Below are 25,605 nucleotides of genomic sequence, written 5' to 3'. Positions count from 1 at the left end.
ATCCAAAAAGGTTAAACTTTTTAATTCAAAAAAAAAACAAAAAAATGAAAGGACCAATCAGTCAGTTTATTGAAAAACATTATTTGCATTTTAACTCTGCTTCCTTAGTAGATGCTGCAAAAGCATACGAACAGCAATTAGCTGATGGTGCAAAGATGCTGGTAAGTATGGCTGGCGCAATGAGTACAGCAGAAATTGGTAAAATTTTTGCCGAAGTAATCAGACAAGACAAAGTACATATTATTTCATGTACTGGAGCAAACTTAGAAGAAGACATCATGAATTTAGTGGCTCATTCTCACTACGAGAGAGTTCCTAATTACCGTGATTTGACACCAGAAGACGAATGGGCTTTATTAGAAAGAGGATTAAACCGTGTTACAGACACTTGTATTCCTGAGCATGAAGCTTTCCGTCGTTTACAAAAACACATTTACAAAATTTGGAAAGAGGCAGACGATAAAGGTGAGCGCTACTTCCCACATGAATTTATGTATAAAATGTTGTTGTCTGGCGTTTTAGAAGAATATTACGAAATTGATCTAAAAGATAGCTGGATGTATGCAGCTGCAGAGAAAAATTTACCGATCATCGTTCCAGGATGGGAAGATAGTACAATGGGGAATATCTTTGCTTCATACGTAATTAAAGGAGATTTAAAAGCGTCTACTATGAAATCTGGTATTGAATACATGACTTTCCTTGCGGATTGGTATTCAAAAAACAGTTCAAACGGAATTGGATTCTTCCAAATCGGTGGTGGTATCGCGGGTGATTTCCCTATCTGTGTAGTACCAATGCTATACCAAGATATGGAAATGCATGATGTGCCATTTTGGAGCTATTTCTGTCAAATCTCAGATTCAACAACTAGTTATGGTTCTTACTCTGGGGCAGTTCCAAATGAAAAAATCACTTGGGGTAAATTAGATATCAAAACCCCCAAATTTATTATTGAATCGGATGCTACAATTGTTGCTCCGTTAATTTTTGCATACTTATTAGATTTATAAGATAATTTATGAAAAGAGTTATAGTAGACTACGCCAAACTTACCAACGAAATTTTAAACCTTTTGGTTGAAAAGTTTCCTGATGGTTATGATGATTCGGATGTAATCCGTTTTAGAAATGCTAAAAACGAATTGGTTGAAGCTGTTGAAGTTCGTACTGAAGACACTATTTACTTAGTGAAAATCAGCACTAAACTTGCTGACAGAATTGAAAACTACGATGAAGATGACGATTTAGATGTTGATGTAGATGCAATTGCACCAGTTAAAGGTATAGATCTTGATGATGATATTAGTGACGATGATGATGACGATGATAATCTCGACAAACCAGATACTGATGATGATGATGATGATGACGACAAAGCTGATACTGACTATGATGAAGAAGACGAAGATGATGAAGATTAATTCATTTTCTTTCTAATAAAAAAAAAGGAACTCTGTTTGGAGTTCCTTTTTTTATAACAAGACAATTACAAATTACTAAACTTATATTTTTGTTTTTATAGGATTATTTTTACATTTAAATCTTAAACAAAAAAAAATACATGCCTATGACTTCAGAAATTTTACACGCTACATTAAAAGAAAACTTTGGTTTCGAAAAATTCAGACCCAATCAGGAAACTATAATTAATACCGTATTATCTGGACAAGATGCATTGGCAATTATGCCAACAGGCGGAGGAAAATCAATTTGTTTTCAGCTTCCTGCTTTAATTTTACCAGGAATCACTATTGTGATATCGCCACTAATTGCTTTAATGAAGGATCAGGTTGATAGTTTGAAAACAAACGGAATTTCTGCTTGTTATATTAATAGTACACAATCATCGCAAGAACAGCAATATTATATCGACAACTTAAAATCAAATAACTTTAAGTTAGTTTATGTCGCACCAGAAAGTCTTTCTTATTTAGATATGGCTTTTAGCGAATTGAATATTAGTCTAATAGCAATTGATGAAGCGCACTGTATCTCGTCTTGGGGACATGATTTCAGACCGGCTTATACTAATTTAGGATACCTAAAAAGTCGCTTCCCTTCTACTCCAATCTTGGCATTGACAGCTACAGCTGATAAAGCGACTCGAACAGATATATCCAAACAATTGAATCTTAAGAATCCGAAAACATTCATAGCTTCTTTTGATCGTAAAAATCTAAGTCTTGAAGTTCGTCCAGCTTTGGATCGGGTGAAACAAATAATTGATTTTATTGAAAACAAGCCTAACGAATCGGGAATTATTTATTGTTTGAGCCGTAAAGCAACAGAAGAGCTTGCTGAAAAATTACGAAAAAATGGAATTGAAGCGAAAGCATATCATGCTGGTTTGGATAATGAAACTCGTGCTAAAACTCAGGATCAGTTTATAAATGATGATTGCCAGGTGGTTTGTGCAACGATTGCTTTTGGAATGGGAATTGATAAATCGAATGTTCGCTGGGTAATTCACTACAATCTTCCAAAAAATATTGAAGGATATTATCAGGAAATTGGGCGTGCCGGACGTGACGGTCTTCCTGCCGAAACCGTTTTGTTTGAGAGTTATGCAGATGTGATTCAATTGCAGAAATTTGCATCGGAAGGATTGAACTCTGACATTCAGCTTGCAAAATTAGATCGTATGAAACAATACGCTGATGCTGTAAGTTGCCGAAGAAAAATTCTGCTGTCTTATTTTGGCGAACTGGTTACTGAGAATTGCGGAAACTGCGATATTTGCAAAAATCCGCCAATTTTTTTCGATGGTACGATTCTCGCACAAAAAGCTTTGTCTGCTATTGTTCGTTTAAAAGAATCTGAGCCTTTGGCTGTAATTGTCGATTTTTTAAGAGGTTCGAGAAACGCATATATCTACGAAAAAAATTATCAAGAGCTAAAAACGTACGGAATTGGCGCTGATGTTTCTTGGTACGATTGGAATCAATATCTTATTCAACTGATTAATTTAGGCTATTGCGAAATTGCCTTTCATCAGCATAATAAAATTCTACTTACTCCTTTTGCAAAGAAAGTTTTATTTGAAGGCGAAAAAGTAAAACTGACAACAGTTGTTAAGAAAACAATTGATAAAAGCGAAGCTAAAGAGGCAAAACCAAAAGCGTCTAAAAATTCTCTGTTTGAGACACTTCGCAAATTACGTTATGAAATTGCGCAGGAAGAAGAAGTTCCTGCTTATGTGATTTTTAGTGATGCGTCCCTACGCCAAATGGAAATCTTGCGACCAATGAGCGACGAAGAGTTTCTTGCTGTTGAAGGTGTTGGGAAAGCAAAACTAGAAAAATATGGTGCAGATTTCATCAAAGCCATTATTGAATTTGAAAGAAATAAGTCTGTTGTCAAAAAAGAGAAAAAAGACAATACTTATAAAAAAACGCTGGAATTATTTCAAAATGGAGTTTCAGTAGAAGAAATAGCAGAACAGCGAGATTTGAATCCAACAACAATTATTTCGCATTTAGCAAAATTATACGTTGATGGCCATGATTTAGATCTAAGTCAGTTTGTTTCTGAAGATGAAATTCTTCAAATAGAAAAAGCTCAAACAGAATTAGATAATCCAAATGCATTAAGACCTTACTTCGATTATTTTGAAGAAAAAATGTCTTATGATAAAATTCGATTTGGTTTGGCTTTTTTGGAGAGAAAAAAGAATAATAAATTTAAAGAGAAAGCATATTCTGTTGACGAAATACGTTTAGTTCATGCTGAAGCTTATAAAAAATGGGATGCAGAAGAAGATCTAAAACTTACGAAACTTTTTAATGAAGGAAAAAGTATTAAAGAAATTGCTGATTTATTAGGAAGAAATAATGGAGCAATTACTTCACGATTAAAAAAACTTGATTTAAAATAATTTGGCTAAAACCTGTCGGGTTTACAAAATGTAAAATCAATAAAAAATCCCAAACTCCAAAGATGTGGAATTTGGGATTTTAAATTTTAAAATATTCATTTTTCACAAATATCTCTCTTCAAAAACTTTCTGATGGTGTTTCTGATGTCCAATCATGACAAAACCCAAAGCACGAACGGAAATCTGATTTCCTGAAGCAGTTCCAATTCGCTTTAGCTGTTCTTCAGATAAACTTTTGTAAAACAATAAAGTTGAATGTCTTACAGCTGAAAATTCAGTAAGCAAATCTTGGATGCTTCTGCTATTTGAATCTGTATTGTCTGCATAATCATTTTCTTCAAAACTTGGCAAAGGCGTTTTATCATTTCTTGAAAAACGTAAAGCGCGATAAGCAAAAATTCGTTCTGTATCAATAACATGCTGAATAATATCTTTTATCGTCCATTTTCCTTCTGCATATCGATAATCAAATTTATCCATTGGAATATTTTGCACAAATCGGATAAACTCGTGAAGCGAAATTTCTAAATCTTCAATCAAAATTCCATCTCCAGCCGCTTTGATATAAGTACCAAAATGACCTGAATATTCATTGTGTAATAATTCTGCTGCTTTCATTTGTATATTTTAAGCTGAGTTCCTACTTGCGTTTGTATTACCAAATAATGATCTTGTTACGATTTTCTCATAAACTTTAACCAATTCTTCATTTGGAGTTTCTGCTTTGTTTAATTCGTTGATTCTCAATAAAGCATATTGCTGAATAGTTAATAACGGTAAAACAATGCGCTCTCTAATCTGAATTGAAGCAATACCATCAGGATAATTTTCCATCAATGTTTTGTGCCCAGCAATTTTCAATAAAAGACGTTTTGTTTCTGAAAATTCATCGTAAATAATCTGCCAGAATTCACCAAACTCAGGATCATTTTTCATATAAGCTGTCAATGGTAAAAATGATTTTGCTAATGACATCATACTATTTTCAAGCAATGTTTTGAAAAATAAAGAATTATGATACAAATCACTTACTTTATTCCATTGTCCAGTTTCCTCAAAATGTTTTAAAGCAGAACCCACTCCAAAGAATCCAGGAACGTTTTGCTTTAACTGGCTCCATGAACCCACAAATGGAATTGCTCTTAAATCAGCAAAATCCAATGACTCAGATTTGCTTCTTTTTGAAGGACGGCTTCCAATATTAGTTTTTGAGTAATATTTCAGAGTACTCATTTTTTCTAAGTACGGAATAAACTTCGGATGATTTTTGAAGCTTAAATATTTATCATAACCCAGATTAGCCAAATCAGTTAAGATTTGAGTTTCTTCTGCAGTCAATTCGTTTTTCTCTTTACTAAATACTTGGTTTGTAACACCAGCACTCAATAAGTTTTCAATATTATAACGGCAAGAATCTAAAGTTCCAAAATTAGAGCTAATCGTTTGACCTTGAACTGTAATTTGAATTTCGTTGTTTTCAATTTTTGGACCAAGAGAAGCGTAAAATTTATGTGTTTTTCCACCACCACGCGCTGGAGGTCCGCCACGTCCATCAAAGAAAATCGCTTTAATTCCGTATTCTCTAGAAATTTTGGTCAACGAAATTTTAGCTTGGTAAATACTCCAGTTAGCCATTAAATACCCGCCATCTTTTGTTCCATCAGAGAATCCAAGCATAATAGTTTGTTTATTCCCTCTCGATTTCAGATGTTTCGCATATTCTGGATTGGTGTACAATTGCTCCATAATAGTATGCGCATTTTGCAAATCGTCTACAGACTCAAAAAGCGGAATAATATCTACAGTTGGTTTTTCCCAATCATTCAAACGAATCATGGCAAAAGTCTCCATAACATTCAGGGCACTTTCGTTATTACTAATGATATAACGGTTTGCTCCTTCTTCTCCATTATTTTGCTGAATTGTTTTAATAGCCTGAACAGATTCTAAAGTATATCTAGTAATTTCATTTTCAAAATCCGCTGGATTAAGTTTTCCTTTAACTTTCGATAAAACATTGATTTTTTGATCTTCCGTCAATTCGAAATAATTTTTCGGAAAAATATCTGAGCCAGAATTCAAATAATAATTCACAACATCTTTGAAAACTGCATTGTGAATTTTACTGTTTTGACGAATATCTAAAGTCGCAAAATGGAATCCGAATAAATTAATTTTTACTAAAAGAGCGTCTAATTCGTCCAAATATAAAGATTGATGCTTCTCAATAATTATAGCTCTAATTTTATTTAGCTGTGTTAATAATTCATCTAAGGTGATAAAAATATCTCCTTTAGAATAAAATACAGAACGGTAAAGTTTATGTTCAAGTTCTGCTACTAAATCATCTACACCTGAGAAAGTTAACTTACGTTTTAAGTTTCTCATTTCTACATAATAGCACTTCAAAATTGATGTACGCAAACGATCTGCCACTTTAAGCGTAATGTCTGTCGTAACAAAAGGATTTCCGTCACGATCACCTCCTGGCCAGAAACCAAGTTTGATTAATTGGTTGTGAATTGGGTTTCCTTCTAAAATATTTTTTTGCAGATAATGCACAATTTCTCCCGCGGTCGCATAAAATACATTTTCAAGATACCAAATTAAACTTACCGCCTCATCGTACGGATTTGGTTTTTCTTTTTGTATGAAAGGCGTTTTTCCTAATTGAGCCAGTAACTGTTTAATTTTTAGCAAATCATTTTGACGAATTGCTTCTGTCAAATCATTTATAATTCCCAAAACTGGACCAGGATAAAACTGAGTTGGATGCGCTGTTAAAACGGTACGAACATTAAAACTTTCTAGAAATTCGCTTAATTCTTCATCCTTTTCTTTAGCGTCCGATTTTTCTTTGATGTCGCGAAGAGACCCGCGTCCCTCCATGTTGTTAACTTCTGGAAAAGCTGCGTCTTCAATAGCATCAAACAATACAATCTGGCGTTCTATATATTGAATAAATCGAAACATAAGATCGATTTTTTCCTCTTCAGAAGCGTTATTTAAGTATTTGTTTGAGAAGAAATCAACAATTTCTTTTGGTGTTTCTTGTTTTTTAAAGCCCGTTTCGCAAGTTTCTGTAAATAAAGGAAGTAAAACTCCCGTATTATCTATAGAATCAAAAGGTAATGTTATGAAAACACTATTATAAATGTGGTATTTTGAGAGAACGTCTTGATTAAAACGCTCAATTTTTGGCAACGTATACATAATCGTGTTATAGTTGGTTGGTTAATTAGTCATAAAAAAACCCCAAGAATAAACTTGAGGTATATTTTAATATAGCATTCAAGAAAAGTTCTTACATATTTTTGAAAATAGTATGCATCAAACGCTTCTTATCGTTTATACTTTCCTCTAATGAAATCATTGTTTCTGTTCTGTAAACACCATCAATATCGTCAATCATAAAGATAACTTCTTTCGCATGCTTAGTGTCTTTTGCTCTGATTTTGCAAAAGATGTTGAATTTTCCTGTAGTTACAGAAGCTACAGTTACGAATGGAATTTGATTGATTCTTTCTAACACAAATTTAGTTTGAGATGTATTATTAAGAAAAACCCCTACATAAGCAATAAATGAATAACCTAATTTATCGTAATCCAAGGCTAATGAAGATCCCATGATGATACCGGCATCTTCCATCTTTTTAACTCTAACGTGTACTGTACCAGCAGATATCAAAAGTTTTTTTGCAATGTCAGTAAACGGAACTCTCGTATTGTCTATTAACATATCTAAAATCTGGTGATCTACTTCATCTAAACGAAATTTACTCATAATTGTTTAATTAATATTACTAATTGCTATTACAAAGTATAAAATTATATATAAAAAACAACAAATTCACATAAAAATTAACTTTTTATTAATCCGTTAACAAATTTAACATTTTTATTTAAATAAAAATTTGCTTTCTGACCCGTTTTTGGAAAGTTTTGGAAATCGTCCGAATATTCTGCTCCTTTTGCGTCGTATTCATAATGACCAAAATAATTTTCCAATTCGCCTACTTCAACTATGTAAGCGTTAAAATGAATCTTATTTTCGATTAATTCTTCTTTGTATTGTGCGACAAAATTCGTAATAATTTCGATACCATCATAATTTATTTTGACATTTTTATACATAAAATCATAAAAAACCACATTATTTTGTGAAATATTCAAATATTCGGAAAATCTATTGTCAACTAAATCGTTTTCGGATATCAATTTGAAGCTTAAAATTAACGAGAAAAATATGAACTTCCTCGTGATTTCTCGCTCATAATCCTCTGGAAAATGTCCCGCCTCAAATAAGATAGTTGGCACGCCTAAAAACTGGAAAGTGTCTCCTATACAATTAATATTGAAGGAGTCATCGAAGCGCCCAACTTGTCCAGGAATATACTTTTGCAGTTCTTCATTGATTCCAGCTATTATATTAATAGCTTTTAATCTATTATTGTTTACATCTCTTTCTTCATTATAAGAAGGAGCTAAAAAAGAAACAGTTGCAGGTTTTCCAGTTGTTCCTGCTCCAAATATAGTACGCTGATCATGAAGATTAAAGCAGAAGTCAGGTTTAAATTCTTCAAAAATCTGGCGTAACACTTTACTCTCAGGTTGAGTCAAATCTTGTGAATCACGATTTAAGTCAATTTCATTTGCGTTTGCTCTAGTATAAAGCCTTGCTCCATCAGGATTAAGTATCGGAATGCAGTAAAATGTGAAGGTATTCAGCATTTGTTTAGCAAAATCGGTATCGTCATTCAGCAAATTAATGAAATCAAATAAGGCTTTTGTTGTTGTGCTTTCGTTTCCGTGCATTTGCGACCATAGGTATGCTCGCGTTTTTCCCGTTCCAATTTGATAGCTATATATAGGTTCTCCTAAAACAGATGTGCCAATAATCTGTACTTGACCATTTGTATTTAACTTATCTAAAAGTGGTTTAATATGATCTAAAGTTAGATATCTGCCAGATATGGACTGTTCCTTGTATTGTGTAAAAAGCTGTTCTAAATTCATTGTATTTCGATTAGTTTACAAAAGTAAACATCTTTATTATTACAATTGTAAACTGATTAAAAAAATAATAATTTAGAATTGTAAACAGTTTTTGAAGAGTTTTAACATTAATCCTTATAACTTGTTTTAATTGAGATTTTTGCATTATAAACAAACACTTAAATAAATAAATTTCAGTTAGTTGTAATTAGCTATCTAAATTTTAAATTTAACATAAAAATGAACTCTAATTAAAATTACAACAATAATATCCAAATACTCTTTCTTTTTGTTTACATTTGTAAATAGAAGAATTTAAAGCACGAATTTACAATGGTAAACATAGATGATTTTGTAAAAAGACTTGAATCTGTATTGGAATATTATGGCTTAAATGCATCTGCTTTTGCCGATAAAATTGGTGTGCAACGTTCTAGCATGTCTCATCTTTTGTCAGGAAGAAATAAGCCAAGTTTAGATTTTGTAATGAAAATTCTAGAAGTTTTTCCAGATGTAGATTTATATTGGATTTTGATAGGGAGAGGAACTTTTCCTAAAAGTAATAGTGAAGAAGCTGTTGAAACTCAAAAATCATCTTCTCCTATTCTATCGAATCAGAATGTGGAAAATGATTTATTTTCAGGTATAGAAATAAATTCTGAACAAGAGAAAAGAGAAATCAAAAAACCTCCTGTTCTAAAAAACGAAAATTTCAGTTTGGAAGACGATCAAATTGAAAAAATCGTCTTATTCTATAAAAACGGCACTTTTAAGGCCTATTCTCCATAATGCAAAAATTAGCGCGTATTTGACTCTTTGTCCAGAAAACTTTCAAATACGCGATTCTCACGCGCTTGGAAAAATTCTCAGAAATTACAGTTTGATGCCATTTTCAGGAATTTTACCTTCAACTCCTTCATAATGCTTTTTCAAAATTTCATAATCGGCTTCGTAATTTCCAGTCGGATAAAATGGCTTACCAATATTCACTTCTTTTTTACCCCAATCAAAAGCAACGGGAACAATTGGCACATTCGCTTTAAGCGCGATAAAATAAAATCCTGTTTTTATTTCGTTAACTTTTTTTCTGGTTCCTTCTGGAGCAACAGCCAAACGGAAGATTTCTTTTCTATCAAAAATAGAAGCAATCGCATCCACTTTATTCAATCCTCCAGTACGATCTAGCGCTTCTCCACCCACATTTCTGAAATAAAAACCAAAAGGAAATTTGAATAACTCCTTCTTTGCTACAAAATTCATTTGCAATCCAGATATGCCACGAGTTAATAGACCTATATAAAAGTCATGATTACTGGTATGAGGCATTACTACTAGTACACATTTTTTTACTTCAGCATTTTCCATTCCCACTATCTTCCAGCCCATTAGCTTGTAAAAGATGAATTTGTATAATAGTTTTTTCATGAAAGATTTAATATTTGGTGCAAAATAAAAGATTTAATGGTAAATTTGAGTAAAAGCATAAAAAATGATTCGAAAATTTTTCAGTTATATAATTCCAATAAAAATATTTAAGAAAAAATCAGCCAGAAGCAAAATGATTGAAGTTACATGGGCAAATGGCGAATTAGTTTTGGACACTGAAAACACAAATTATTCATACGGAAGTCTACAGCGTATATTAAGGTATGGGCTTCGAAATATTGGTTACGATAAAATCTTAGAAATGGAACATATTCTGCTATTGGGAGTTGCCGGTGGAAGTGTGGTCAAAACCTTAGTAGACGAGATTGCATACAAAGAAAAAATTACAGGAGTTGAAATCGATCCGGATATGATTCAGATTGCCAATGAGTATTTTAATCTTAATCAAATTAAGCAGTTAGAAGTTGTTATTGATGACGCATTTGAATTTGTGCTCAAGACAAAAGACAAATACGATCTCATTATTATAGACATTTTTGAAGATACGCATATGCCTAATTTTTTGTTCGAAAAGTTTTTTGTTGATAGAGTTTGTACCATTTTAAAAGATAATGGTTTTGTTTTGTTCAATACCATGATATTGGACGAAGCTCACAATGTTAGAAACAGAAAATATGTTGCTGAAGTAAATCCGAAAATGTTTAAAGCAAAAATGCTGCCTCGCATAGAAGTACATAACGAATTAATAATTATAAATAAAGTAGCTTAATTTTATGAAACCCCTTGCCTCAATCTTAAACGCCTTACCACCTACTAAAGTTATTGATACCTCAATTAATCTTTCTGAATATGTACCTTTAAATTTATCGGTTTCGAATCAAGAACTGGTAAATCAGAAATTAGATACTTCGGAAGATTTTGAAAAATATATTTCAAGTTTCTTAAAAGAAAACAACGCCAAAGTTGCATTTGGAGGTTATATAGAAGGAAGATTTTTATACCAAAGAAGTCCCATTTTTTTAGATGCCTCAAAACCCGAACGCAATATTCACATCGGATTAGATTTGTGGGCAGAAGCTGGAACTGCTGTACTTGCAGCCCTTGACGGTACAGTGCATAGTTTTAAAAATAATATTGGTTTGGGCGACTATGGCCCTACTATTATATTGGAACATGAAGTAGAAAATGAAAAATTTTATACTTTATACGGACATTTGTCGTTAGAAAGTATAGAGAATTTAAATGTCGGAGACAATTTTAAGAAAGGCGAAAAAATTGCAACCTTAGGAAAAGCCTCTGTAAATGGCGATTATGCACCTCATGTCCATTTTCAGATTATCCACAACATTGGAGATTATTGGGGAGATTATCCTGGAGTCTGCAACACAAAAGACCTAAACTTCTATATCGAAAATTGTCCCGATCCTAACTTATTATTAAAAATTACTTAAATAGTTATGAAGAAAGCAGGATTGATTATATGTTTGTTGTTATTAATTGGATGTAAATCTAAAACCGTTAGCAGAGATACAGAAGATTTAAAAATTAAAAAAGTTTCTACAGCAGAAGTAAATGCAAATCAGCAGCGAAAAGCGTATGATTTAGGAAAGAGAGTTTTAGAAACTTGTAATACTTCAAAATTTAAACCTTTTAATGAAACTGAAGTAACTAAATCGGTTATGGAAAACACAACAGAAGAGCGTTTAACCAAAACCTGCCAGAGATTTAGACAATACTACGGAAGTTTTATAGATTTAAAATTAGATGGAGTTTACAAAACCAAACATGAAGTCATTTACCGCTATCATGCTTTGTACACCAAAAAAGTTGCCAATAAAGAATTGCGCATCTTTGTAAATGAAGACAATCTCATTTCTGCCATAAAATCTATGGATTGGGATGAAAAATTTGATGCCAAATTAGCCGATCAATAAATTAAATACTTATGAATTTTAAACTACCACTTCTTGTTTTATTATTTGTTTCAACATTTGCTTTAGCACAGCAAACTATCAGTGTAAAAGGATCTGCACCTTATCCTGCAACACAAGAATATACTTTCATCTGCGAAAAATATGCTTACTCTGGTGAATTAAATGTACAAATAGCCAAAACAGATAAAGGCGGTATTTTAAAACTAACCATTTCTACGGCGAGCGACAAAGCAAAAATTGCTGGAGGCGTTTACGTTGATTTGACAAATGCCGATGTCATTGCTTGCACAGATAAAAATGTAAAAGAGTCGGCAGACGGCAAAACAACTGCTTACTATTATTTTACACCAGCAGAATGGCTGAAGCTTAAAAAGACCGATATTTATGCGATAAGATTCATCATTGCAGGCGGACCAGATATCTCAGGAAATCTAACTGGGCATTTTACAGCTTATAGCAAAGTAAAATATTTCTCTACAGCGTTTGATAAATCTAAAAAAACATTTGATACAGCTAAAGAAATTAGTGTTTTATAGTGATTTTTTAATATAATAAATCTTATATTTAACATAAATATTTTTTTATGAACTCAAATGAAGCCTTGATTACAAAATTTTATACCGCTTTCGCGAATGCCGACGCTAAAACCATGAGCGAATGCTATCATCCGAAAGTTCATTTTATAGATCCAGCTTTTGGTTTGTTAAAAGAAGAACAGGTTTCTAAAATGTGGGAAATGCTGTTGTTAAAAAGTAAAGGCAACTTAAAAATTGAATTTTCAAATGTTAAGGCAGACGACACAACAGGTTCTGCAAATTGGATTGCTACTTACAATTTTAGCAAAACAAACAGAAAAGTCATTAATAAAATTTCAGCCGAATTTATCTTTCAAGACGGCTTAATTATCAAACATACCGATAATTTTGATGTCTGGAAATGGTCTAAACAAGCCTTTGGACTTACCGGTTATTTATTAGGTTGGACTGGTTTTTTCCAGAAAAAAGTACAATCGCAAGCTCTTTCTGCGCTGAAACAATTTCAAAAGATTTAATTTCCTTTTAAAAATTAAAAAACAAACTCTACAGGTTTTTAAACCTGTAGAGTTTATAACTTTGCGACCTCAATAACCACACAGATAATCAAGAAAGCTTAAAAAAAATCTTTGCACTCTTCGCGTTAAAAAAACTAGCCACAGATTATAAAGATTAAAAGGATTTAAAAAAATCTGCGCTAATCAGTATAATCTGTGGCTAAAAAATCTTTATTGGCTTTTTTAGTAAAATCTAAGATTTAAACCAGCTTTCAACCAATTCGTCTTCAAACGAGGTAGCGTCTTTATGAATAAACTCATTTCGATTTTTATCATAAGAATAATCCAAAGCCCAAGTTTTATGATTGGCCGCTAATTCTTTTATGCTCTTGCAAACATAAGCAATCTCTTCATCTGTTGTAGTTGGGTGAATTGACATTCTAATCCATCCTGGTTTTTTGATCAAATCACCAATAGTAATTTCGTTGACCAATTTATTTGAAGTTTCCTGATCAACATGCAATAAATAATGGCCATAAGTTCCTGCACAACTACATCCTCCTCTAGTTTGGATTCCAAAACGGTCGTTTAAGATTTTAACCCCTAAATTAAAATGAAGATCATCAATGAAAAATGAAATTACCCCAAGACGTTCTTTGTGTTGTCCAGCTAAAATTTTGATATTCGAAACTGGTTCCAATTCAGAGAAAACATAATCGACAATTTCATGTTCACGCTCTATAATGTTTTCAATTCCCATTTCCTCTTTTAGCTCAATTGCCAACGCAGTTTTGATAACTTGAAGAAAACCAGGTGTTCCGCCATCTTCACGATCTTCAATATTATCAATATATTTATGCTCTCCCCACGGATTTGTCCAGCTTACTGTTCCTCCGCCTGGACAATCAGGAATCATGTTGTTGTATAATTTTTTATTGAAAATTAAAACGCCTGAAGTTCCAGGACCGCCAAGGAATTTATGAGGTGACATAAAAATGGCGTCCAAATAAGCTTCTGGATCAGCTGGGTGCATATCAATTTCCACATAAGGACCAGAACAAGCGAAATCAACAAAACAGACACCATTATATTGATGCATTAACTTTGCCGCTTCGTGAAAAGGAGTTCTTAAACCCGTAACATTCGAACAGGCAGTAATAGAAGCAATTTTGATAGTTCTATCTTTATATTTTTCTAGTAAAGCTTCAAGATTCTCTAAATTAAAAAGACCTTTTTCGCAAGACGGAATAATCTCAACATCTGCAATAGTTTCCAACCATGAAGTTTGGTTAGAATGGTGTTCCATATGAGAAATAAAAACAATAGGTTTTTTTTCTGCAGGAACATTGGTAAAACTCTTTAAATTCTCAGGAACTTTCAAACCTAAAATACGCTGAAATTTATTGATAACTCCAGTCATTCCAGTTCCATCTGTAATTAGAACATCATCGTTATTTGCATTGGCATGACGCTTTATAATATGTCTGGCATGATGATATGCTTTTGTCATAGCAGTACCAGATACAGTAGTTTCGGTATGTGTATTAGCGACAAAAGGACCAAACTGATTTAATAGTTTTTCTTCAATCGGACGATATAGTCTTCCACTGGCAGTCCAATCTGTGTAAATTATTGATTTTCTGCCATAAGGCGAAGTAAATTCTTGATTTATACCGACAATATTCTTTCTAAATTCCTGAAAATAAGTTTCCAGTGTCATGGTACTATTTTTGCTATTCATTAGTTGTGCCTTGTGTTTGACTGCAAATATATATAGTTTTTTATAAAATTGCGAATTTATCAATAGTAAACTTCAAACACTATGTTACCGTTTAGTATTTTTAGTTAAAACAACTTTTTTTTAATAAATTATCATAATATCCTATCGAATTAATAGGCATTAAACTTTAAAGAAAGTATTATTTATGGGAAATTTATCAGTAGCTACCTTTGGTGGCGGATGTTTTTGGTGTATAGAAGCTGTAATCCAGCGATTAAAAGGTGTAGAATCAATAAAATCGGGTTATTCAGACGGATTTATAAAGAATCCTGCTTATCGTGAAGTATGTACAGGAAGAACTGGACACGCCGAAGTGATTCAAGTGACTTTCAACCCTGACATAATTTCATATCATGACTTAATTTTCATTTTCATGACAAGTCATGATCCAACAACTTTAAATCGCCAAGGAGGCGATAGCGGAACACAATATCGTTCCATAATTTTATATCACGATGATGAACAGAAAGAAATTGCTGAAAAAGTATTTGAAGAAGTGCAACCAGCCTATCCTGATCCGATTGTAACGCAATTAAAACCTTTTGAAGTTTTTTACGAAGCCGAAGACTATCATCAAAACTATTATAATGAAAATTCAGAAGCAGGATATTGCCAAGTTGTAATCGATCCAAAAATCCAAAAACTTAAAAAAATGTACGCTGATATGCTAATTGGCTAATTTTAAGTTTGTCACGGATTAAATTTTTTTGTTAGCCAAGAATTGCACAAATTTCCACTAATTTTTAGATTTAGTTGAAAAAACATTCGTGAAAATTTGTGCAATTCTTGGCAAATAGATAACACAGAAAATCTTTTTGATCTTTGTAATCTGTGGCATATAGAAAGAAAACAAAATGAAAAATCTAAAAATAAATAATCGATTTAGTGCCGAATTACCAGCAGATCCTGACTTGACAAATGAAGTTCGTCAGGTCAAAAACACGTTGTTTTCGTACGTAAATCCGAAACAGCCTTCAAATCCAAAATTGATTCATGCTTCTGAGGAAGTAGCTGAGTTGGTTGGCATTTCTAAAGACGAAATTCAATCAGAAGAGTTTTTAAATGTTTTTTCTGGAAAAGAGATTCTTCCAGAAACTAGGCCGTATGCAATGTGTTATGCGGGACATCAGTTTGGAAACTGGGCTGGACAATTGGGAGATGGCCGCGCAATCAATCTAACAGAAGTCGAAAACAACAATCAGTTCTATACGTTGCAATTAAAAGGTGCTGGAAAAACTCCTTATTCACGAAGTGCAGATGGCTTAGCTGTTTTGCGTTCTTCTATTAGAGAATATTTATGCGCTGAGGCAATGCACTATTTAGGAGTTCCCACTACCCGATCGCTGTCGCTTGCACTTACTGGAGATCAGGTTTTAAGGGATATTTTATATAATGGAAATCCAGCTTATGAAAAAGGTGCTGTGGTTTGCCGCGTGGCTCCTTCTTTTATTCGTTTTGGAAGCTACGAAATGCTGACAGCTAGAAATGAGTTGAAAAATCTGAAACAATTTGTAGAATTTACGATTAAGCATTATTTCCCAGAAATTACTGGAGAACCAAAAGAACAGTACTTAAAGTTTTTTCAAAAAGTTGCGGACACAACACGTGAAATGATTGTACATTGGCAACGTGTAGGATTTGTTCATGGTGTAATGAATACTGATAATATGTCGATTCACGGAATTACGATCGATTACGGTCCATACGGCTGGTTGGAGAATTATGATCCCAACTGGACACCAAACACGACAGACAGTCAAAACAGAAGATATCGTTTCGGAAATCAGCCTCATGTTGCTCAATGGAATTTGTTTCAATTGGCAAATGCTCTTTATCCATTAATTAATGAAGCTGCACCCTTAGAAAAAATCCTAGACACATTTATAACTGATTTTGAAAATGACTATAAAATAATGTTTTTGAGCAAACTAGGAATATTCACTTCGAGTGAAGCTGATGATAAAATCATTAAAGGTTTTGAAGAAATTTTGCAGTTATCAGAAACTGATATGACTATCTTTTTTAGAAATCTTAGTAAGATTAAAAAAGACGATTCTGTAGAACAAGCCTTCGAAAAAATAGAATATGCTTTTTATATTCCAGAAGAAATAAAAGAAAATATTCTAGATGCTTGGCAAAAATGGTTTACTGTATATCTGAAAAGATTAAATGCAGAAGAACTTTCGGATGATGAACGTTCAGAAAAAATGAACCAGATTAATCCAAAATATGTACTGCGAAATTATATGGCACAATTAGCAATTGATGCTGCAGATAAAGAGGATTATTCTTTGGTTGATGAATTGTTTCAGCTTTTGAAAAATCCGTATGACGAACAACCTGAATCTGAAACATGGTTTGCAAAACGTCCAGATTGGGCTAGAACTAAGGTGGGCTGTTCTATGTTGTCTTGTAGTTCTTAAAAGTTTTTTTGCCACGAATTGAATTTACGCTAATTTCTTTTTTATAAAGTAAAAACTAAACTTATAAAATTTGTGCAAATTCGTGCAATTCGTGGCAAACTTTTTACTTTGAGCTTATAAAATCTACAATCATATTAGCATGAACTCGCGAGTTTTCTATAAACCATTTATGAGTCTGCATTCCGCCACAAACTACTCCGGCAAGAAATAAACCTTCTACATTAGTTTCCATCGTTTCTGGATTATAAACAGGGATTTTCAGTTCGTCATTAGAAAGCTGAATTCCGATTTTTTCAAGAAAATTCAAATCCGGTTTGTAGCCCGTTAGCGCCAAAACAAAATCATTTTCAATTGTAACTTTTCCGTTTGGTGTTTGAATTTCTACTTCATTTTCACGGATTTCGGTAATATTAGATTCAAAATAAGCTTTAATGCTTCCTTCGGCAATTCGATTTTCGATATCAGGTTTTACCCAATATTTCACACGGTTATTAATTTCGTTTTTACGAATTACCATTGTAACCTCTGCTCCTTTTCTCCAGCATTCCAGCGCGGCATCTACAGACGAATTATTAGCTCCAACGACTAAAACTTTTCTAAAAGCATATTCGTGCGCTTCTTTATAATAATGGCGGACTTTGGGAAGATTTTCGCCTAAAACATTCATTTCAATCGGAATGTCATAAAAACCAGTTGCAATTATGACATTTTTAGATTCATAATTCTGCTTGTCGGTTGCAATTTTGAAAATCCCTTGATTCTTCTGTACATCTGTTACTTTTTCAAATAAGTTAATATTGAATTTAAAGTAACGATGAATATTTCGATAATATTCTAAAGCCTCTTGACGTCCTGGTTTTGGCGCCAAACAGTTAAACGGAATTTCTCCAATTTCTAATCTTTCTGCGGTAGAGAAAAAAGTCATATATAGCGGATAGTTGAAAATGCTATTCACTATTGCCCCTTTTTCTATAATTACATATTTTAAATTTTTCTTTTCAGCTTCAATTGCACAAGCAAGACCAATTGGTCCGCCACCTACAATAATAAGGTCATATATTGATTCTGTCATTTTATTTTTGCCAGTCTTTATAAGGATTTTTGCTTAAATAAGCGTTGTAATATCTTTCGTCGTTTGTAACTTCTTCTCCAAGCCATTCTGGTTTTGCAAAAACTTCATCCTCAGAATTTAGTTCAATTTCAGCCATTACTAAGCCTTCATTTTCACCATAAAACTCATCAACTTCATAGACATGCTCACCAGATTGTATTTCGTAGCGCGTTTTTTCAATTTTCCCCTTTTCGCATAATTTTAATAATTCCTGAGCTTCATCAAGCGGAATTTCATTTTCCCACTCAAAGCGAGACATACCGCCACTATGGCTTATTCCTTTGATAGTTATATAGCCTTTATGCCCTTTAATTCTAACCCTAACCGTACGCTCAGGAGCAGAACTCAAATAGCCTTGAGCAATTTTATTCTGAGTAAAAGCTTGATTCTTATAAACATCAGATTTTACAAGAAACTTTCTTTCTATTTCGACCATTTTAAATCTAGATTATTTTTATGCAAGTTACTCATTTTAATCAAGCCCTTGAACTTATAAAAAATGAAAAATATGTTAATTCATTCTTTTTATTCAAAAGCAAAAAGAATCAAAATAACTGATTGTTAACATTTTGCAATTATTATTTTGAGTAATTTTGATAGAATTCATTCCTCGTAAAATCACTAGTTATCAGTCTAAAAACAATCTTATGCATAACTAAAAACTTACTATAGTTTAAACTCTAAAATAGAACGATCATGAATGTACCTTATGTTGTAATACCAATAGCACTAGGTGTAATCTGCGGGATTTTAGGTTACATACTAGGAAAAATTACTTTTAAGAATGATAATGCTCTTTCAGCATCTCTTCAAGCTGATTTAGATGTTTGCAAAGCGCATACAAAAAATTTAAATGCAAGAATCTTAAAATTAGAAGCTGAACTTGCCGCGAAAAATAAAACAGTAATTCCTGAAATAATTCCTTTCGAACCTACATTAGCCTTAAATGCTTTAGGTAAAAAAGTAAAGGAAAATGACTTGAAAATAGTGGAAGGAATTGGTCCAAAAATAGAATCTTTATTTATCGAGGCAGGAATAAAAACTTGGCAAAACCTTTCGCAAGCTTCGACAGAAAAGTTACAAGCTATTTTGGATGCTGGCGGAGAAAACTATGCTATGCATAATCCGAGCACTTGGGCAAAACAAGCATTAATGGCTTATCAGGGAAAATGGAAGGAATTGAAAGATTGGCAAGATAGTTTGTTGGGTGGAAAAGAGTGACTAAAAAAGATGCTGAGTTTCTAAGATGCTAAGATACTAAGTTTATAAGACGCTAAGATTTAATTACTAGATAACTAAAGACTTAACAACTCAGAAACTCAGAATCTTAGAATCTTAGAAACTTTTCCCATCTCTTATATGCATTGTACCAAAGCTGGCCTTTTTTTACTTCAAGTGGACAATCTATATTATTAGTATACAATGCTCCGGTTCCCAAACCTTGTGGCATGTTTGAATTTAATGTAAATGTCCATTGTGCAATTGCATTCAGTCCGATATTGCTTTCTAATGCAGATGTAATCCACCAGCCGATATTGTACTTTTCTGCTAGGGTAATCCACTCTTGGGTACCGCGAAAACCGCCAATAAAACTGGGTTTTAAAATGATATATTGCGGAGTAATATCCTGAAGCAATTTTTCTTTTTCTTCAAACGAAAATACGCCGATTAATTCTTCGTCTAAAGCGATTGGGAATGGCGTATGCTTACACAATTCAGCCATTTCTGCGACTTGACCTTTTTTGATAGGCTGTTCAATACTATGAAGCTGAAATTGTTTTAATTGATGTAGTTTATCCAAAGCATCAGTTGAAGAAAAAGCGCCATTTGCATCTACTCTTATTTCTATTTCTTCAGCAGAAAAATGGCTTCTGATAAATTGGAGTAATTCTAATTCTTTATCAAAATCAATAGCTCCAATTTTAAGTTTTATACAGCTAAAACCATCAGCTAATTTTTCTTCAATCTGCTGTTTCATAAATTCAGATTCCCCCATCCAAACCAATCCGTTTATGGGAATTGAGTTTGTACCATCACTAAAATTAGAGGGAAATAAAAGATATGGATTTTCACTTTTAAGCGATAAAAAAGCCATTTCTATTCCGAATTGTATAGAAGGAAATTCTAATAAGGCATTCCAAAGCGCTGTTTCACCTAAATGAATATTATCGCAAGCCCATTTTAGTTTTTCTTCGTAATCTGGACGGTCGTCTGCGCTTAATCCATGAAGTATGCCGCACTCTCCTATTCCTTTTTTACCGTCTTCTTCTAGAATTATAAACCAAGTTTCTTTCTCAGTCAAAACACCCCGGGAAGTTCCAGATGGGCGTTTAAATTCTAGTAGATATTTATGATAAGATGCTTTCATTTTTTTTAAGATGCTAAGCAACTGAGATGCTAAGTTTAAAAAACATTAGGAAATACTCAAAGCAAAGAAACTTAGTTATATAATTTTAAGATTTTTTCAAAATCTTTTGATGGTAAACCAGCTTTTTCAAATGCTTGAAAATCAAGTTTTGTTTTTGCAATCCAACTTAAACTATCCGTTACGTTTTGAGTCTGATATTTTTTGTAAATCGCTTTGGCGGCACTGAAGTCATCGCTTACCAAATAAGTATGCGCTAAATTTAATTTGACCAATAATTCCGTATCATCCAGCTTTTCTCCTTCTTGAAGCACTTTTAATGCTTTTGCATATTGTTTGGTCAAAATGTAGCAATAGCCTAGCGAACTATAATCTACAGCAGTTGCTTTGCCTTCGTTTACAATTGTATTTAATTTCGGAATTGCTTCGTTGTATTTTTGAGCTTTTATTAAAGACGCGACTTGTGTTCTTAAATCGTTGAATACATTTTTAGAAATATCAGCATCTTTGTAACAGCTGTTTCCAAAATCTTTATAGACTTTAGTTTTTTCCACAGCCAATAATTTCTGAAACTCATCATAACGATATTGTTTCATGATTTTATTGAGAATACAAACACAAAAATCATCAGAATTGGCCATTTTCTGTGCCATTGTAGATGTTTTGCACAAACTTATAATTTCGTTTTTATTGTCCTGATTCCAACCACGGTTTAGTTTTGTATCTACCCAAGGCACTACTTCCAAAACTACTTTTTGACTTAATAGCCAATTTTTGCTTTCAAAACCAAACCAAATTGTGCTGATGTTTTCTTTTAAACAAGATGATTTATTGACTGACAATCGTTTAGCGTCTTTACTTACAGGTTCTGCCTGAGAATAACAAGCTTTATCAATTTTACCATCTGCAACATACTTTTTTGCATTTTCATTAGAGGTAAAAATCGAATAGGTGCATTCATCGTCACCTGAAATTTTTGACATCAAGAAAACAGCACCTGCAGAACCTTGACTAACGCCTGTTGGATCTGGAATTGCTTTTAGTAAAGAGACCAAGCTATTGGCCATTTCTTGATTTTTATCTAAAAGGGTAATTCTATAGACAATTTCTGTAGTTCCAACAGGCAAATCTTCTGTTGGTATAGAAATCCTATCGCGTGCCGGAACCATAATTTCTTTGGTTGTAGCACGTTCTTTATCCCAATAACCGTCTTTTTGTGCGAACGCGTTACAGAAGATTGCGATAAATAGTAATAAAATGTTTTTTCTGAAAGTTGTATTTTGTGATGATGCTTTAATTGCCACAGATTTCACAGATTAAAATGATTTTTATTTTAAAAAACTTTAATTCAATTAGCATAGATTATGCCAAATAACTTTCTAATGGAATTGAGTGCCCAAGCCCCAATAGTAGCGGTATTCTTTTGTGGTTTCCCGATAGCTATCGGGAACCACAAAAGACATGCGTATAGCGGGATTAGCACCTTCTTTCGACTCCGCTCAGGATGATTTTATAATTCAATAGAATCTCCGATTGGCAGAAGCATTAAATCTTTTCCTTTATCAAAGAATTTACGGATTGCTTCTTCATCATTGATTTCAATATAACCAAAAGTGTCATAGTGATATCCTAAAACTTTATCGCATTCTACAAAATCTGATGCAATAATAGCATCTTCAATATCCATTGTAAAATTGTCTCCGATTGGAAGAATCGCTAAATCCAGTTTTGTGCGAAGCGGAATCAGTTTCATATCGTATGTCAAGGCAGTATCCCCAGCAATGTAGATATTTTTATGTTCGCCTTCAATAACAAAACCTCCAGGATTTCCTCCGTAAGACCCGTCAGGAAAACTGCTTGAGTGAATTGCGTTTACATATTTTACTTTTCCGAAATCAAATTTCCAGCTTCCGCCATGATTCATTGGATGTGAATTGAATCCTTTTTTGGCATAGTAGCTTGCAATTTCAGCATTAGAAACAATTACTGCGTTGGTATTTTTTGCAATAGCCTCAACATCTAGAACGTGATCAGGGTGTGCATGCGTCAGTAAAATATAATCGGCTTTTATGATACTAAGATTGATTGATGCTGCTTGCGGGTTTCCGGTAATAAATGGATCCACAATAATGTATTTTCCTCCTACTTCAATTCCTAATGAAGCGTGTCCGTAGTATGTAATTTTCATTTTGTTACCTTTTTAAATTAAACATGTTTTTATCTTCCCCCTAAAAAGAGGTTTACAATAATATCTGAAATCAAAGAAATCATGCAAACGGTAAGTAATATAGAAAGCAAAAATGTGCTTAATGCCAGTTTTTTCAATTCTGGATCTAATAGTTTTGGATCTTGGTTTTTGTAAACCGTGATTAAATGTTTTGTCAACGGGATATAAGCCAATACAAATAAATATTGGTCAAAGTTATAATCGCTTAAAATAGCAAACACAACCACCAAAACCATTGCTGTAATAATCAAGAAAAAGTGATAATTCTTAGCTTTTTGAGCTCCAATCTGCACTACAATAGTATTTTTTCCAGACTTTTTATCTGATTCCTGATCGCGCATATTGTTTAAGTTCAATACTCCAACACTCAATAATCCGATGGCTACAGCCGGAAGGATTAAAAGAGGATCGACTTCTTTTGCATACAAAAAGTTAACCCCTAAAGTACTCACTAATCCGAAGAAAATGAAAACGAATACATCTCCTAGTCCTCTATAGCCATACGCTGAATTACCTACGGTATATTTAATTGCCGCTACAATAGCTGCGATTCCTAATAGAAGAAAAAAGATAGAATATCCGAAATTATCTTTTCCAAAAGCAAAATAGATCAAGATTATAGCAGATAATAAAGTCAAAAGTGAAGTAATAATAATGGCTTTTTTCATTGCCCGCGGCGTAATAACACCACTCTGAATAGCACGTTGCGGCCCTACTCGATCTGCATTATCAGTACCTTTTACTCCATCGCCATAATCGTTTGCAAAATTGGATAAAACCTGTAGTCCTAGTGTTGTCAATAAGGCGAAACCAAAAACTTTCCAGCTAAAAACTTCAGTTGGTGTATTGATAGTTTCGGTTGGATTTGACAAAGCATAAATGCTCCCAACTATAATTCCGGAAACTGATAAAGGTAATGTGCGCAATCTAGCGGCTTCAATCCAATGTTTCATGTTTTAATTTTAGATTTTAGAATATAGATTTTAGATTATTATATTCTGATTTAAAATTATAGATTGAAAATCTAAAATCTATAATCAGAAATCTAAAATTATTAAGGTATCCATTTATTTTCACCGAAGTTTGGTTTTCTTTTTTCTAAGAAAGCATTTCTTCCTTCTTTAGCTTCTTCGGTCATGTAAGCCAAACGAGTTGCTTCTCCTGCAAAAACTTGTTGTCCGACCATTCCGTCATCTGTTAAGTTCATTGCAAATTTTAGCATTTTTATAGAGGTTGGTGATTTTTGAAGAATTTCCTGAGCCCATTCGTAAGCAGTAGCTTCCAATTCGTCATGAGGAATTACAGCATTTACCATTCCCATTTCAAAAGCTTCTTGAGCAGAATAATTACGGCCTAAGAAAAAGATTTCACGTGCTTTTTTCTGTCCTACCATTTTAGCCAAATATGCCGATCCATAACCACCATCAAAACTAGTTACGTCAGCGTCAGTTTGTTTAAAAATGGCGTGTTCTTTACTGGCAAGCGTCATATCGCAAACTACATGCAAACTGTGTCCGCCACCTACAGCCCAGCCAGGAACAACAGCAATAACTACTTTTGGCATAAAACGGATTAAACGCTGCACTTCTAATATATTTAAACGGTGCTGTCCATCATCTCCAACATATCCTTGGTGTCCGCGTGCATTTTGGTCTCCACCGCTGCAGAAAGAATAAACTCCATCTTTTGTTGAAGGTCCTTCAGCAGAAAGCAAAACAACTCCAATTGAAGTGTCTTCTTGCGCGTCGTAAAAAGCTTGGTATAATTCTGAAGTAGTTTTAGGACGGAATGCATTTCTAACATTTGGTCTGTTAAAGGCAATTCTTGCTACTCCGTTGCATTTTTTATAAGTTATATCTTCAAATTCTCTGGCTGTAATCCATTCCATTTTGATTTTTTGTTTTAATAATTATACGGTAAAAATAAAGCATTTTTACTACTTTACCTACTCAATCTGCCTTAAGTCTTTGCTAAATTGATGTGCAATGTTAACAATTAGTATTTACTTACAAAAAATAACATTTTTTAACATTAGTTTAGAAAAATAATATTTAATTTTACAGCCTAGAAATCAATGAGATACAAAATATTTCAATGATTCCAGATTGATTTTCTTTCACTGATTTATTAACCTAAAAAATGATTTTTTTGAGAAAATTTAAAAAATTTGTCGCTCATTTTTTTAGGGTTTTCACAAACAAACCTCAATTAAAAGAGCAAATGATTTATGTGTTTGTCGAAACTTCAAAAAGAAAAAAGTAACACCTAAGGTTAAATGTTAGAATTGTATCTATAATTAGTATAGAAATGATAACGAAAAGAGGAAAAAAGTACTAATTCGCACTTTCTAAAAGTTATTTTATAAACCAATGGATGAGCCGTGAAATTTATTTTTTTGCTTTTGAGATAGGTACATTTATTATTTAAAAGACATACCCATCAATGGAATAATTTCTAAAATTCGTAAAGCTATTGTTC

At 33.0% G+C, this 25,605-nt stretch carries 25 protein-coding genes; 12 read left to right on the top strand and 13 right to left on the bottom strand.

Annotated features, from left to right (window positions below):
• Window positions 1-44 precede the first annotated feature (44 nt).
• From GR162_RS05290 to recQ, 3 genes are all read left to right on the top strand, one after another.
• Window positions 45-1,013 carry a deoxyhypusine synthase family protein gene (locus GR162_RS05290; RefSeq protein ID WP_008468994.1) on the top strand — a complete coding sequence of 323 codons (969 nt, stop codon included), beginning with the start codon at window positions 45-47 and terminating at the stop codon, window positions 1,011-1,013.
• A gap of 8 nt (window positions 1,014-1,021) precedes the next feature.
• On the top strand, window positions 1,022-1,423 hold the full coding sequence (locus tag GR162_RS05285; RefSeq protein ID WP_160781268.1) for a DNA primase: 402 nt from the start codon (window positions 1,022-1,024) through the stop codon (window positions 1,421-1,423).
• A 146-nt stretch (window positions 1,424-1,569) separates the two neighbouring features.
• Window positions 1,570-3,876 carry a DNA helicase RecQ gene (recQ, locus tag GR162_RS05280; RefSeq protein ID WP_160781267.1) on the top strand — a complete coding sequence of 769 codons (2,307 nt, stop codon included), beginning with the start codon at window positions 1,570-1,572 and terminating at the stop codon, window positions 3,874-3,876.
• A gap of 102 nt (window positions 3,877-3,978) precedes the next feature.
• Here recQ and GR162_RS05275 read toward each other — a convergent pair whose 3' ends face one another.
• The 4 genes from GR162_RS05275 to GR162_RS05260 all read right to left on the bottom strand — a co-directional run bounded on the left by GR162_RS05275 (window position 3,979) and on the right by GR162_RS05260 (window position 8,892).
• Window positions 3,979-4,494, bottom strand: a complete 516-nt coding sequence (locus GR162_RS05275; RefSeq protein ID WP_160781266.1) for a DinB family protein — start codon at window positions 4,492-4,494, stop codon at window positions 3,979-3,981.
• 9 nt (window positions 4,495-4,503) lie between these two features.
• The gene (locus GR162_RS05270) at window positions 4,504-7,089 is read right to left on the bottom strand and encodes a phosphoenolpyruvate carboxylase (RefSeq protein WP_008468990.1); all 2,586 of its coding nucleotides are present in this window, start codon (window positions 7,087-7,089) and stop codon (window positions 4,504-4,506) included.
• Between the two features lie 91 nt (window positions 7,090-7,180).
• Window positions 7,181-7,660, bottom strand: coding sequence for an Lrp/AsnC family transcriptional regulator (locus tag GR162_RS05265; protein ID WP_008468989.1), 480 nt, complete (start codon window positions 7,658-7,660; stop codon window positions 7,181-7,183).
• A 77-nt stretch (window positions 7,661-7,737) separates the two neighbouring features.
• Window positions 7,738-8,892: a M14 metallopeptidase family protein gene (locus GR162_RS05260; RefSeq protein WP_091131632.1), complete on the bottom strand. Its 1,155-nt coding sequence runs from the start codon at window positions 8,890-8,892 to the stop codon at window positions 7,738-7,740.
• Between the two features lie 312 nt (window positions 8,893-9,204).
• Here GR162_RS05260 and GR162_RS05255 point away from each other — a divergent pair, with 312 nt between their 5' ends.
• Complete coding sequence (locus GR162_RS05255) at window positions 9,205-9,660, top strand: helix-turn-helix transcriptional regulator (protein WP_160781265.1); 456 nt, start codon at window positions 9,205-9,207, stop codon at window positions 9,658-9,660.
• A gap of 84 nt (window positions 9,661-9,744) precedes the next feature.
• Here GR162_RS05255 and GR162_RS05250 read toward each other — a convergent pair whose 3' ends face one another.
• Entirely contained in the window at window positions 9,745-10,296 is a 552-nt protein-coding gene (locus tag GR162_RS05250) for a 1-acyl-sn-glycerol-3-phosphate acyltransferase (RefSeq protein WP_160781264.1), read from the bottom strand.
• A gap of 64 nt (window positions 10,297-10,360) precedes the next feature.
• Between GR162_RS05250 and GR162_RS05245 the strand changes: the two genes are divergently transcribed.
• Genes GR162_RS05245 through GR162_RS05225 form a run of 5 tightly spaced genes read left to right on the top strand, consistent with a single transcriptional unit; the run spans window position 10,361 to window position 13,242 of the window.
• A complete protein-coding gene (locus tag GR162_RS05245) occupies window positions 10,361-11,026 on the top strand; it encodes a spermidine synthase (protein ID WP_008468979.1) in 666 nt (221 codons plus the stop codon).
• Between the two features lie 4 nt (window positions 11,027-11,030).
• Entirely contained in the window at window positions 11,031-11,708 is a 678-nt protein-coding gene (locus tag GR162_RS05240) for a peptidoglycan DD-metalloendopeptidase family protein (RefSeq protein WP_119791030.1), read from the top strand.
• 6 nt (window positions 11,709-11,714) lie between these two features.
• Window positions 11,715-12,191, top strand: a complete 477-nt coding sequence (locus GR162_RS05235; protein ID WP_008468977.1) for a hypothetical protein — start codon at window positions 11,715-11,717, stop codon at window positions 12,189-12,191.
• Window positions 12,192-12,202: 11 nt separating this feature from the next.
• Window positions 12,203-12,727: a hypothetical protein gene (locus GR162_RS05230; protein ID WP_160781263.1), complete on the top strand. Its 525-nt coding sequence runs from the start codon at window positions 12,203-12,205 to the stop codon at window positions 12,725-12,727.
• Between the two features lie 47 nt (window positions 12,728-12,774).
• Window positions 12,775-13,242 (top strand): nuclear transport factor 2 family protein, encoded by a 468-nt coding sequence (locus GR162_RS05225; RefSeq protein ID WP_008468974.1) that lies wholly within the window; start codon window positions 12,775-12,777, stop codon window positions 13,240-13,242.
• A gap of 232 nt (window positions 13,243-13,474) precedes the next feature.
• Here the strand turns inward: GR162_RS05225 and GR162_RS05220 are convergent, their stop codons facing one another.
• Window positions 13,475-14,962 carry an aminotransferase class V-fold PLP-dependent enzyme gene (locus GR162_RS05220; protein WP_160781262.1) on the bottom strand — a complete coding sequence of 496 codons (1,488 nt, stop codon included), beginning with the start codon at window positions 14,960-14,962 and terminating at the stop codon, window positions 13,475-13,477.
• Window positions 14,963-15,146: 184 nt separating this feature from the next.
• Between GR162_RS05220 and msrA the strand changes: the two genes are divergently transcribed.
• The gene (gene msrA, locus GR162_RS05215; protein WP_160781261.1) at window positions 15,147-15,680 is read left to right on the top strand and encodes a peptide-methionine (S)-S-oxide reductase MsrA; all 534 of its coding nucleotides are present in this window, start codon (window positions 15,147-15,149) and stop codon (window positions 15,678-15,680) included.
• Between the two features lie 175 nt (window positions 15,681-15,855).
• A complete protein-coding gene (locus GR162_RS05210) occupies window positions 15,856-17,424 on the top strand; it encodes a YdiU family protein (protein ID WP_160781260.1) in 1,569 nt (522 codons plus the stop codon).
• A 103-nt stretch (window positions 17,425-17,527) separates the two neighbouring features.
• On the opposite strand, the gene GR162_RS05205 is transcribed toward GR162_RS05210, so the two are convergent.
• Window positions 17,528-18,496, bottom strand: coding sequence for a YpdA family putative bacillithiol disulfide reductase (locus GR162_RS05205; RefSeq protein WP_160781259.1), 969 nt, complete (start codon window positions 18,494-18,496; stop codon window positions 17,528-17,530).
• A 1-nt stretch (window position 18,497) separates the two neighbouring features.
• Window positions 18,498-18,971, bottom strand: coding sequence for a CYTH domain-containing protein (locus tag GR162_RS05200; RefSeq protein ID WP_160781258.1), 474 nt, complete (start codon window positions 18,969-18,971; stop codon window positions 18,498-18,500).
• Window positions 18,972-19,231: 260 nt separating this feature from the next.
• Between GR162_RS05200 and GR162_RS05195 the strand changes: the two genes are divergently transcribed.
• Window positions 19,232-19,756, top strand: coding sequence for a hypothetical protein (locus tag GR162_RS05195; RefSeq protein ID WP_160781257.1), 525 nt, complete (start codon window positions 19,232-19,234; stop codon window positions 19,754-19,756).
• Between the two features lie 106 nt (window positions 19,757-19,862).
• Here the strand turns inward: GR162_RS05195 and GR162_RS05190 are convergent, their stop codons facing one another.
• The 5 genes from GR162_RS05190 to GR162_RS05170 all read right to left on the bottom strand — a co-directional run bounded on the left by GR162_RS05190 (window position 19,863) and on the right by GR162_RS05170 (window position 25,015).
• Window positions 19,863-20,903, bottom strand: a complete 1,041-nt coding sequence (locus GR162_RS05190; RefSeq protein ID WP_160781256.1) for an o-succinylbenzoate synthase — start codon at window positions 20,901-20,903, stop codon at window positions 19,863-19,865.
• 71 nt (window positions 20,904-20,974) lie between these two features.
• Window positions 20,975-22,213, bottom strand: a complete 1,239-nt coding sequence (locus GR162_RS05185; RefSeq protein WP_160781255.1) for a hypothetical protein — start codon at window positions 22,211-22,213, stop codon at window positions 20,975-20,977.
• A 197-nt stretch (window positions 22,214-22,410) separates the two neighbouring features.
• The gene (locus GR162_RS05180; protein ID WP_160781254.1) at window positions 22,411-23,088 is read right to left on the bottom strand and encodes a metal-dependent hydrolase; all 678 of its coding nucleotides are present in this window, start codon (window positions 23,086-23,088) and stop codon (window positions 22,411-22,413) included.
• Window positions 23,089-23,117: 29 nt separating this feature from the next.
• On the bottom strand, window positions 23,118-24,080 hold the full coding sequence (gene menA, locus GR162_RS05175) for a 1,4-dihydroxy-2-naphthoate octaprenyltransferase (protein ID WP_160781253.1): 963 nt from the start codon (window positions 24,078-24,080) through the stop codon (window positions 23,118-23,120).
• A 101-nt stretch (window positions 24,081-24,181) separates the two neighbouring features.
• A complete protein-coding gene (locus GR162_RS05170) occupies window positions 24,182-25,015 on the bottom strand; it encodes a 1,4-dihydroxy-2-naphthoyl-CoA synthase (protein ID WP_008468959.1) in 834 nt (277 codons plus the stop codon).
• Window positions 25,016-25,605 lie beyond the last annotated feature (590 nt).

The organism is Flavobacterium sp. HBTb2-11-1, assembly GCF_009826975.1.
In the GTDB taxonomy this organism is placed as follows: domain Bacteria; phylum Bacteroidota; class Bacteroidia; order Flavobacteriales; family Flavobacteriaceae; genus Flavobacterium.
Note: the sequence above shows the minus strand (reverse complement) of the source record. Positions and strands in the feature narration are given on the sequence as shown.